Below are 11,523 nucleotides of genomic sequence, written 5' to 3'. Positions count from 1 at the left end.
GGCACGACAAAGAAAGATCATCAGGGGAGGAGATCGTCAAATGTCGACGCCTACGGACGTCAAGGATCCCATCGGTGAGGAAGAGCCGGTCGACCCGGCTCAGCCCAAGCCCGACCAGGGAGAACACCAGCACAGCCCCGACTGTGAGCACCAGAACGAACGAGTCTGGGACTGCCCTGGCGGATGCGCTCAGACGCCGCCGCCCACTCCCTGAGCAACACTCCTGGCTGAAGAGGTTTCGCCCGTCACCCGGGTAAGAACCGGTGGCGGGCGACTCTCGGCTACGGAGTGTGCTGTCATAGATCAGTGGCGGTTACACAGCTCGATCAAGCCGATGTCATTCGCAAGGCGCGAGAACTGCAGCGCGCCGGTATCGATGCCGCGTGTTCGGCCCGTCAACGCGAGGGAATTCTCCTGCTGCGGCGGGGGATGGCCCTGCTCGATTCGATCCATCCGGTCGCCGAACGGATGAGGAACGACTGGCTGGCCACCCGGATCCGGCTGGCTTCCAGCATCGCGACCGTGGGGTCTGAGACCAGCGGGGGCGTGGCTTCCGGCCTCGCGGGCCTGGACGACGTCCGGTTGTTGCTCAAAGCGGTGGACGACCCCCGGCTCTACGCGGAATTGCGCGGCCAGCTCGACCACAATTACGGACTCCTGCTCATGGCGGTGGGGCGGAACGAGGAAAGCACGGCGTATTTCGATTCCTCGCTCGCGCACAAAGAGGCCCTGCTGGCCATGGAAAAGGATCCCGGGCCCTCGCTCGATCCGTACCTGGGCACGTTGACCACCCGGGGGCTGGCCTACACCAGGCTCGGCGACATCCGCCGTGCCAGGCGGGACCTCGCCAACGCAGTGGCGCTCGCGGAACGGAACGGCCTGCACGCCCAGGCGGCGGACGTCCGCCGCCCGCTGGGCACGCTGGAACTCCGCGTCGGGAACGTGCCCGCCGCACTGCGGCTCTACGAGGAAAGCGAGCGGATCTACCGATCTCTCGACCTGGAGATCCCGCCGCTGCTGCGGTGGGAACGGGCCGAAGCGCTGCTGACCGCGGGCCTGGCCGAAGAGGCCGGAGCCCATCTCGACGAGATCCTGCCGGTGATGCTGGAACAGCGGAGCATCACCAGGGATCTGGGCGGGGTGGAGCTGTTCCGCGCCTCCGCGGCGCTGATGACCGACGACCTGGAACTCGCCCGAACGTACGCCTCTTCGGCCCGGCGCCGGACGCTGCGCTGGGGATGCCAGACCTGTGTCGCCAACGCGACGATCGTCGGTCTTCGTGCCGACGTGCGGGATGCGTTGCGTACCAACGATATCCCGGCCAACCTGACGGCCCGCGCGCTGCGGGCGGCGAACGGGATGCCGATGCCGAGGCTCGCCGATCAGGCCGCTTTGGCGCGCATGCTGGCCGTCCGGGTCGAGCTGCGGAAGGGAAAGCGCAAGCGCGCCGCCGAACTGCTGGCGCGGATTCCGCAGCCGGGCCGGTTGACCGCCGTCGATTACCGGATGCTGCGACGGCTCTGCCGCGCGGAACTCGCGGTCGCCGAGGGGGACAAGGCCAGGGCGCTGGCCGAGATCAGGAGCGGGCTCACCGAACTAGACCGGGTCCGCGACCGGATGGGCGGTCTCGAACTGGTGTCCGGGACGGCGTTGCACGGCAGGGAACTGGCGGATCTGGCCGTCAAGATCGTGCTCGAACGCGCGGACGCGGCCCGGTTGTTCGGCTGGACGGAACGGACCCGCGCGCAAAGTTACCGGTACGAACCTGTTGCCGCGGACGATCCGGATCTCGCCGAGCGGGTCGGTGAGGTCCGGGGTCTCGATCAGGCGATCCACCAGGCGCAGCACGACGGGCATCCGACGGCGGCCTTGCGCGCGAAACACGCCGAGCGGTTGCGTGAGGCGCATCGGCTCGGGTGGCACACCGGACGCTGGGGCAGGCCGCGGCCGGTCGCGCGGCTCGCCGAGGTCGCCGACGAGCTGGGCGAACGCGCGCTGGTGAGCTTCGTGTCCTCCGGAGACGACCTGGTGGCGGTGGTCGTCGCGGGCAGACGGTGCGAACTGGTGCGGCTCGGCTCGGCGGCATCGGCGGCGGAGTCGGCGCGGATGCTGAACGTCGATCTCGACGCCCTCGCGCCGGATCACCTGCCGCCACCCCTGGTCCAGGCGGTACTCGGTTCGGCGCGGAAACAGGCCGAACGGCTCGACGCCCAGCTCATCCGGCCGCTGGAGGGGCTGCTCGGGGATCGCGGCCTGGTCGTCGTGCCGACCGGTCCGCTGTTCGCCGTCCCGTGGGGGGTGCTGCCGGCGCTGCGGTCGCGGCCGATCGTCGTCGCCCCGTCGGCGACCGCCTGGCTGGGAGCCGAACGCACGACGGTCCCCGAGGCGCGGAAGGTCGTCCTCGTCAGCGGACCCGGCCTCGTGGGGACCAGGGGTGAGCTGGCCAAACTCGCCACGCACTACCGGACGGCGCATACGCTGACCGGGCCGGACGCGACGGTGCGGTCCGTCCTCGGCGCGCTGGACGGCGCGAAGCTCGCGCACATCGCCGCGCACGGTGCGCACGAGCCCGAGAACGCCTTGTTCTCCCGGCTGGAACTGGCCGACGGCACCCTCTTCGCGCACGAGATGGCCGGGCTCGCGCAGCCGCCGTCGCAAGTCGTCTTCGCGTCGTGCGAACTGGCGCTGAACCGGATCCGGCCCGGCGACGAAGTCCTCGGTTTCGCCAGCGCGCTGCTCGCGAGCGGCTCGCGGACGGTGATCGCGCCGTTGAGCCGAGTCGGTGACGAAGCCGCCGCAGCCGCGATGGACGATTACCACCGCGGACTCGCCGAAGGCGCCGGACCGGCGACGGCACTGGCGGACGCCGTCGCGGTTGATCCGTTCCGGCGACCGTTCGTCTGTTTGGGTGCGGGCTGATCGCCCGACTTGACAACCCCTGTTCGATCTTCACGACTCCAAGTGCCCGGTTGGTTACTCTTGACCGAGTCGTCTGAACCAATTATGGTCTAGACCACATTCGCCGCTCGGCGCTTCGGCGGATGTGGTCCCAACCTTCATTGGTTTTTCGCTCGCCGTGGCCCCAGGAACCTCGAGTTCCACGGACGGTTCCGCCACCGGGTCGGCGGTGGGTGCACAGATGGGAAAGGGGTAGGCATGAGCTTCAAACGACGGCTTTTGACCCTGGCGGCAGGTGCGGCAACGGTGCCGGCGGTTCTGGTCGCGATCCCGGCGGGTACCGCCAGCGCGCACGGCTACGTCTCCTCACCTGCCAGCAGGCAGGCGCAGTGTGCTCAGAACACCGTTTCCTGCGGTGACATCAAATGGGAACCGCAAAGCGTCGAGGGCCCCAAGGGGCTCATGAGCTGTAGCGGCGGCGTCGGCCGTTTCTCGGATCTCAACAATGACAGCAAGGGCTGGAAGGTGCATTCCCTCGGCCGTACCACCACGTTCCGGTGGACGATCACGGCTCGCCACCGCACCAGCACGTGGGAGTACTTCGTCGACGGCGCGAAGGTCGCGACCGTCAACGACAACGGCGCGCAGCCGGGCGCCACGGTCACGCACAGCGTGAACCTCCAGCAGAGCGGGCGGCACAAGATCCTCGCCCGCTGGAACGTCTACGACACGGCGAACGCGTTTTACGCCTGCATCGACGCCAACATCAGCTAAGCGTCGGCCTCGTGAGTGGTACGGACGGTTCTCACCGTCCGTACCACTCACGAGGCTTTTTGTGTCAGGCTCACCGTCATGAGCGATGACGAGCGTGACGGGGTCAAGCTGACCAACCTCGACCAGCCGTTGTTCGAGGGCGCGACGAAACGCGACCTCGTCGACTACCTGGACTTCGTCGCGGGACGTCTCCTCCCGGTGCTGGAGAACCGGCCGCTGTCGGTGATCCGCGTCCTGCGCGGCCAGGACCCGTTCATGCAGAAGAACCTGCCCAAATACACACCCGGCTGGGTGAAGCGGCACGAAATCTGGGCGGAGACCTCCCAGCGGCAGGTGTCGTACGCGCTGTGCGACGACCGCCGCACGTTGCTGTGGTTCGCGAACCAGCGCGCCGTCGAGTACCACCCGACGTTGATGACCGCCGGGGATGTCGCGGGCCCGACGCATCTGGTCCTGGACCTCGACCCGCCGCCGGGTGACGATTTCGCGCACGTCGTGAAGGCCGCGGGACTGGTGCGGCGGGCGCTCTCCGATTCCGGGCTCGCCGGCGCGGTGAAGACCAGTGGTTCCAAGGGAGTGCACATCTTCGTCCCGTTGGTGCCGGGGCAGACGTTCGAAGACGTCGCGGCCGCGACCCGCGCTCTTTCCGCTCGCGCGGAGCAGGTCGACCCGTCGGTCGCGACGACCGCGTACATCGTGGAAGACCGCGAGGGCAAGGTGTACCTCGATTCGACGCGGGCAGGCGGGAACACGGTCGCGGCGGCCTACAGCCCGCGTTTGCGGCCGGGACTGCCGGTGTCGTTCCCGGTCGCCTGGGATGCCTTGGCGGACGTGGTCCCCGCCGACTTCACCGTCTACACGGCGCCGGGTCTGCTCGGTGACAAGGACCCGTGGGCCGAGGCGATGCCCGCACCGCAGACGCTGCCCGCCGACCTCGTCGAACAGGGGCACACGATCCCGATCGCGCGCGTCGTGGCGATGCACGAAGGGAAACGCCGGGCGAGGTTGCGTGCCCAGAAGGGCTGAACATCCCCCGGCTCAACGCACTTTGTGTACCGTGGATCGCAGTGGGGGAGGGCGCGGGCACGGGGGGCTTTCGTGGGGAAGAACGACGCCGATGTACTGATCGTGGGCGCGGGTCCGGCCGGACTGGTCGTGGGAAATCTTTTGCGCGCGGCCGGAATCGACTGCCTGATCCTGGAGCGGAAAAGCCGGGAGTACGTCGAAAACCGTGCCAGGGCTGGATTTCTGGCCGCGAACAGTGTCCGTGTCCTCGACGGGAACGGACTCGCCGACGGGCTTCTCGCCAACGGCGTCCGGCATGACACCTGTGCCTTCCGTGCCGAACAAGGGGAATTCGAGCTCAGGTACGGCGAACTCGGCGGCGGTGAGGTGCACACCGTCTATCCGCAGCAATTCCTGGTCACCGATCTGATCGCGGAATTCCTCGCCCGCGGCGGGGAGATCCGGTTCGAGACCGAGGTTTCGTCGGTGTCGGGGACGGAGGCCACCGTCATCGCCGACGACCGTCTCTTGCGCGCCGGGTACATCGCCGGCTGCGACGGCAGGCACGGCGTCTCGCGGAGATCCGTTCCCGCCAAGGTCTTCCAGCGAGACCACGCGATCTCGTGGCTCGCGATCCTCGCCGAAGCGCCGCCCAGTATGTCCGCGATCGGCTACGCACTCCACGAACGCGGTTTCGCCGGGCATATGGCGAGGACGCCGACGGTGACGCGCTACTACCTCGAAGTCCCGCGCGGCGAGGATCCGGACACCTGGACCGAAGACCGGATCTGGGACGAACTGCGCCTGCGGATGCGCGGCGAGCGGTACGGCGCGCTCAAACGCGGCCCCGTCATCGAACGCCGGATCGTGGACCTGGGTTCGCACGTGATGGACACGATCCAGCGCGGGAAACTGTTCCTCGCGGGCGACGCGGCGAGCCTGATCAGCCCCGCCGCCGCGAAAGGCGCGAATCTCGCGTTGATGGAGGCCGAGATCCTCGCCAAGGCGTTGATCGCCGCCCACGAAACGGACGACACGACGGCGCTCGACCGCTACTCCGCGGAGTGCCTGCCGCGGATCTGGCGCGCGCAGGAGTTCTCGCACTGGATGATCGGTCTCCTGCACAGCCCGGCCGGATACGACGACGAGGCCCTCTTCCAGCGGGCCCTGCGGGACGCGCGGCTGGAGAGCCTGCGGGTTTCCCGTGCGCACCAGGACTTCTTCGCCGAGAGCTACGTGGGGATCTGACCCGATCCGGGGATGGGGTGAACCGGTGGATCAGCACGTCCGTATCTCCGTGCGGGGGTCCTTCTCTCCGTGGAAAGGACGAACGACGATGCCGGTACGCATCCGCTGGGCGCCAGGGAACCCGTGGCCGCCCCCGAACCGACCCGGACCTTCGGACGAACCCGACCCGGAACCGCTAACCTGCGCGCACTGTGGGCGCGCCGGGCCGGTCGACCGGGAGGAGCCGGACGTCGCCTGAGCGGCCTCTTCCCGGCTCCTCTTCGGTGACGAACCGCAGCGCACCGGTGACCTCGCGGGTCACCATCCGCGCGCCGTGCCAGCCTGCCGGGACCCAGCCGGCGCGCAGGTCGCGGCGCACCTTCTCGGCCCTTCTGACGTGGCGGGCGAACGACCGCGGCCGGATTACGCGCCCGCGCGCGACTTGGCCCGCGCGGGCCTCCTCCGGGGTGACGTCGAGCCACAGCAGCCGGACCGGGCGGCGGCTCACCAGGCCGAGCAGGGCCAGCAGCCCGCGGGTCGTCGCGCGGGTCGACGGCTCGTGCACGACCAGCGGGCCACCGTCCGCGAGCGCGGCCCGGACGACCCGCGCGCGGTGCCACAGGTGGACCAGCGGCCGGTAGCACCGGTACGGCAGCGCGGCGGGCAGCCGTCCGCGCAGCCGCGCGCGGACCTGGTCGGAATCGAGCACCGGCATCGCGCCGGTCGCCGCCCGGGCCAGGAGCGTGGTCTTGCCCGCCCCGGGTATCCCCGCGACCACCAGGAGGTCGCGGCGGCCGAGCTGGAGTGCGATGCGCTCAGTCATACCGCGTCAACGACCCGGCCGATGATAAAGGTTCCTTTACCTTGATCGGCCCGGCTCCGGTACAGGTCAGACCGTCACCCGCGTTCCCGCCGTCACGGTCTTGTCCGGCAGCAGCGTCCCGCCCTTGGTGAGCCACGCGACACCGAACGCGAAGATCGCCACCGACTCCAGCCACAGCGCCGGGTAAAGCGACTTCGTCAGATCGTCGAAGACGAGGCCGCAGAGCACGATCAAGGCCAGGCACACCAGCATGATCACGCCCGAGGTGACGTACAGCCGGTTCCGTTCGGGTTTGCGGGCGCCGGGGATCTCCTTGTCCGACTTGGTGAACAGCACGATGCAGAAGAATGCCAGGGTGAGGAAGAAGACCGCGGCGAACCCGAGGTGCAGCAGGCCGAGGATCTCGTCCGTGCGGTCACCGTTCGACGGTGTCGTGGGGAACAGCGCCACGCCGACCGCGGCCACCGCGGCGATGTTCCCGGCGATGTCGTCGATCCGGCCGTAACCCCGGTAGGACAACAGGAAGACACCGATGGCGCACATGACGCCGACCCAGACGTCGCGCATCCCCGAGTAGTAGTAGCCGCTGATCGAGTTGAGCAGGCCGCCGCCGTCGACGGCGATCTTCCCGAAGATCAGCACGAAAGGCAGTCCGATCCCGAGGAAACCGATGGCACGCCGCAAGAACAGGTAGTTGTGGACGAGGTTGTCGGATGCCGTTCTCGGGCTCATGGCCGCCTCCGTGCCTAGTGCGTATCGCTACTTGGCAGTATCGGCCCGATGAGCACCGGGTATGACACTTCGTGACGACGTTGATACCTTGTGTTATCGAATAGGAGTCAGGCGGCGTCCAACACGACCGCGGCGACGTACCCGCCCATCCCGATCGACGTCTTGACGGTGAGCCCGCTTTCCGGCCGGGACGGCCCGTCCATCAGCTGCGGATGCCCGTCCGCCACCGGTTTCGGCGCCGGGACGAGGTCGCGCTGTGCCGCGAGACAGGTCGTCGCGATCTCGGTCAGCGCGCTGCCGGACTGGCTGTGGCCGGTCAGCGGTTTGATCGAGTAGATCTCCGTGGTGCGGGGGAAGACCGCTTCGAGGATCTGGGATTCCGTGCGGTGGCAGAGTTTCGTGCCCGTTCCGTGCGCGTTCAGGTAGCGGACGTCCTTCGCGGCGGCGTTCGCGTTCTCCAGGGCCCCGGTCACCGCCGAGATCGCGTTCGCCGGGTTCGGGTCGAGCGCCATCGCGTTGTGCGCTTCATGGGACATGGCGCCGCCCAGCACGGTCGCGTACGAGTCGGTCTTCCGCTGGGTCAGCACCACCGCGACGGCGGTCTCGGAGAAGGTGAATCCCCTTGTGCCCTCTTGGAAAGGGCGGCACGCGTCGAGCGGGGGAGTGTCGGTGATCGCCACCCCGCAGTGCACGAAGTTGCGCACCATCGCCCGGGTCGCGGACAGATCGGTGGTGACCACCACGACGTCGTCGGCCATTCCCGCGTCCAGCCACATCTTCGCGGTGAGGACGGCGGCGCTGCCGGTCGCGCACATCGCGGAGGTGGCCATCGACGGGCCGTGGAAACCGAACTCCGACATCAGCGAGGCGATCGGGGTCGAGGGCATCATGCCGATGAACTCGCGCCGGTACATGAGTTCCTCGCCGAGCTGGGTGAGCCTGTCCCAGGTCCGCAGGTCCTCGCGGACACCGCCGGAGATGACGCCCACCCGCCGTCCCGGCGACCAGCCGCGGGTGCCCGCGTCTTCGATCGCTTCCCGCGCGGCGGCGAGCAGAGCGCGGGCGTGCAGACTGCCGTCCCTCGCCTTGCCGCCCTCGGGGATGTGGGCCACCCAGCCGGGCAGTTCCGGGGTTTCCCCGAAGCCGTCGGTGTACTGGGCGCAGGGGACGCCGCTCGCGAGGCCCTCCCACAGCGATTCGCGCCCCCAGCCGTAGGCGGTTACGGCGCCGATGCCGCAGATGTCTGTTTTGCTCCGCACGTGTTTCCCTTCAACTGCATTCCGTCAACGCTGGGGTGGAAAAGCCGCACCGATCAGCTGGACGAGGAGGACGGCTACGTCGATTTAGTGATCTAATCGGAAGCTACATCAGTCGAGTAGGGGGTTTGGATCACATGGATCCTGACGATCTCGACGGTGGGACCCCCGACACCCACCGGCCTTCGGATCAGGATTCCTCGCCAGCGAACGGCACCGCGACCTGCACGGTTGGAGAACCCGACCGTCATGCCTCGCTCGTCCGCCTGCTGACCGAGTTGTCCGCCGAGAGGGATCAACGTGGTGAACCCGCGCTTGCCTTTCTCGGCAAGGGGTACCGCCTTTTGGAGCAAAATTCCGACGGCGGCACTTTGGGTACGCAATACCTCACGATGGTCGAGGCGAGCCCTTACGGGATCTGTGTCCATCAGCGGGGCAAAGTCGTCTTCGTGAACTCGGCCACGATGCGCTTCGTCGGCGCGAGTGTGTCGACCGAAATCATCGGGATGCACATCACGGACCTCGTCGACGCCGGCTCGCAGGACGCGTTGCTGGCGCGGATCGGTTCGCTGGTCGGGCCCGGCTCGTTCAGTGAGCCGACCGAAATGATGCTGCAGACCCTTCAGGGCCACAAAGTCGCCGTCGAATCCCAGGCGGTGCTCACCACCTGGGAGGGCAAACCCGCCTATCAGGTGATCATGCGCGATCTGACCATGCAGAAGGCGGCGGAAGCCGGTCTGCGGTTTCAGGCCGCGCTGGTCGGCCACGCGAGTGACGCGATCATCGCGACCTCGCCCGACGGCCTGGTGACGAGCTGGAACCCGGCGGCCGAGGCCGTCTACGGACACGAACTCGACCAGGTCATCGGGGTGCCGGTGGCCGAAGTCGTGGGCGCGCCGATGAGTCCGCGGCAGGTCGTCGCGGCGGGCGGTGTGGTGCAGGCGACGCATTTCAGCGCCGACGGCACAGCGCTCGCGGTCCGCGTCTCCGCGGCCGAGATGTTCGACGGCTACGTGCTGCTGTGCGCCGACGAGACCGCGCAGCGCCGGGCCGAGGCCGAGTTCGCCACCGTCGTCGAAACGCTCGACGAAGGAGTGCTGCTGGTCGGCCCCAGTGGGCGGATCGAGCTGGCGAACTCCGCCGCGCACCGGATCTCCGGCGTGCCGGAGGGCTCCCTGGTCGGCCTGGAAAGCCGGACGTTGCGGCTGCACGACGAGCACGGCGCCCCGGTGCCCGTCGACGATCTGCCGTCGGCGCGCGTGCGGCGCTCGGGGAAGGTCGAGACCGGACGGGTCGTGCAGGTGCGGCGGCGCGACGGTGCCCATCGGTGGCTTTCGCTGACGTCCGGTCCGCTGATGGCGCCGGGACAGAGCGTGCCCTCGGTGCTGACGTCCTTCGCCGACATCACCGAACGGCGGGCGATCAGCGAGCGGCTGGCCTACGAGGCGACCCACGATCCGCTGACCCGGCTCGCGAACCGCACGCTCGCGCTGAACCATCTGCGCCTCACGATCGCGGATCCGTCGCAGACGACCACCGTGCTGTTCATCGACCTCGACAAGTTCAAGATCATCAACGACTCGCTCGGGCACACCGTCGGCGACCAGGTGCTGCGCATCATCGGTGAGCGGCTGCGGGCCGCCGCCGGGCCTTCGGACCTGGTCGGACGGCTCGGCGGGGACGAGTTCCTGGTCATCACCACCGGTTATCCCGAAGCCGCCGAGGTGCGGGCGCTGGCCGACCACCTCCAGCGGCATCTGGCCGAATCGCTCACCGTGCACGGCAGGGAACTGCATATCAATACGAGCATCGGAATAGTGATCGCAGAACCCGGTGATACCCGCACTGCCGACGAATTGCTGGAAGACGCCGATTTGGCGATGTATCAGGCGAAAACATTCGGACCGGGCCGCTCTGCTTTCTATGCGCCGATCATGCGGAAACGCGTGCAGGACCGTTTCATCCTGGAGCAGGATCTGCGGAACGCCGTCGCGGACGGGCTGGTCGAGACCGTTTATCAGCCCGTCGTCGATCTGCGGACCGGCGACATGGTCGCGGTGAAGGCGAAGTCCTGTTGGGACCATCCGGTCCGGGGGCCGATCGATCCGGCGGAATTGGCCGAGATCGCCGACGACGGCGATCTTTTGACGATCATCGGTGCGGAGGTCCTTGCCAAGGCCGCCGGTGAGATCTCCCGATGGCGTGCCGATCATGGTGTGCACTGTAATGTGAATGTGAGTCTTTCGGTCCGCCAACTGGGCGATCCCACGTTGCTGCAATTGGTTCAGACCACGCTGGAAGACGCGGGGCTGGGACCGCACGACCTGAGCCTCGACGTCGACGAGACGGCACTGAAGGACGCGGCCGACGCCGTCGACGCGCTGCGGAAGACCGGGGTCAGGGTGACCGCGGAACGGTTCGGCGCCGGGTACTCGTCGCTCGCCCAGCTGTGCCGTCTCGATCTGAACGTGATCGAAATCGACCGGTCGTTCGTGGCCGATCTCGGCAGGTCGAGCGACGCCGAGCCGATCGTCGCCGGGATCATGGCGATGGCGCACGCCGTCGACCTCGTGGTGGTCGCCGAGGGAGTCGAGACCGCGCGGCAGCTGAAGGTCCTGCACGAACTCGGCTGCGACTGGGCGAAAGGGCCGCTGGTCGCGCCGGCCGGTCCGGTCGGGGACCTGAAGTCCGCGTACGAACACGTCGTGCGATGAACCGTGCGGCCTCCGCGCACGTGATCCCGGGTGAGAACGTTCCTCGCCGCTGACAGGGACCAAAGCCTCCTATCTCCCCGGCTCTTCCCGGCGC

General features: G+C 68.2%; 8 protein-coding genes. 5 read left to right on the top strand and 3 right to left on the bottom strand.

Features of this window, described 5'->3' with window-relative positions; translation table 11 throughout:
- The first annotated feature begins 306 nt into the window (after positions 1-306).
- The 4 genes from ACZ5IK_RS32865 (at position 307) to ACZ5IK_RS32850 (ending at position 5,925) form a co-directional block, all read left to right on the top strand.
- Entirely contained in the window at positions 307-2,919 is a 2,613-nt protein-coding gene (locus ACZ5IK_RS32865) for a CHAT domain-containing protein (RefSeq protein WP_465491256.1), read from the top strand.
- A gap of 237 nt (positions 2,920-3,156) precedes the next feature.
- Positions 3,157-3,672 (top strand): lytic polysaccharide monooxygenase auxiliary activity family 9 protein, encoded by a 516-nt coding sequence (locus ACZ5IK_RS32860; protein WP_101612689.1) that lies wholly within the window; start codon positions 3,157-3,159, stop codon positions 3,670-3,672.
- A gap of 78 nt (positions 3,673-3,750) precedes the next feature.
- Positions 3,751-4,698 (top strand): DNA polymerase domain-containing protein, encoded by a 948-nt coding sequence (locus ACZ5IK_RS32855; RefSeq protein ID WP_465491255.1) that lies wholly within the window; start codon positions 3,751-3,753, stop codon positions 4,696-4,698.
- A 72-nt stretch (positions 4,699-4,770) separates the two neighbouring features.
- Positions 4,771-5,925, top strand: coding sequence for a 4-hydroxybenzoate 3-monooxygenase (locus ACZ5IK_RS32850; RefSeq protein ID WP_465491254.1), 1,155 nt, complete (start codon positions 4,771-4,773; stop codon positions 5,923-5,925).
- A 175-nt stretch (positions 5,926-6,100) separates the two neighbouring features.
- Here ACZ5IK_RS32850 and ACZ5IK_RS32845 read toward each other — a convergent pair whose 3' ends face one another.
- From ACZ5IK_RS32845 to ACZ5IK_RS32835, 3 genes are all read right to left on the bottom strand, one after another.
- The gene (locus tag ACZ5IK_RS32845) at positions 6,101-6,727 is read right to left on the bottom strand and encodes an AAA family ATPase (RefSeq protein ID WP_101612692.1); all 627 of its coding nucleotides are present in this window, start codon (positions 6,725-6,727) and stop codon (positions 6,101-6,103) included.
- Between the two features lie 66 nt (positions 6,728-6,793).
- Positions 6,794-7,459, bottom strand: coding sequence for a DUF998 domain-containing protein (locus ACZ5IK_RS32840; RefSeq protein ID WP_465491253.1), 666 nt, complete (start codon positions 7,457-7,459; stop codon positions 6,794-6,796).
- 107 nt (positions 7,460-7,566) lie between these two features.
- Positions 7,567-8,718 carry a beta-ketoacyl synthase N-terminal-like domain-containing protein gene (locus tag ACZ5IK_RS32835; RefSeq protein WP_465491252.1) on the bottom strand — a complete coding sequence of 384 codons (1,152 nt, stop codon included), beginning with the start codon at positions 8,716-8,718 and terminating at the stop codon, positions 7,567-7,569.
- 134 nt (positions 8,719-8,852) lie between these two features.
- Here ACZ5IK_RS32835 and ACZ5IK_RS32830 point away from each other — a divergent pair, with 134 nt between their 5' ends.
- A complete protein-coding gene (locus tag ACZ5IK_RS32830; RefSeq protein WP_465491251.1) occupies positions 8,853-11,429 on the top strand; it encodes a sensor domain-containing protein in 2,577 nt (858 codons plus the stop codon).
- Positions 11,430-11,523 lie beyond the last annotated feature (94 nt).

This window comes from Amycolatopsis sp. NPDC031561 (assembly GCF_055580625.1).
Note: the sequence above shows the minus strand (reverse complement) of the source record. Positions and strands in the feature narration are given on the sequence as shown.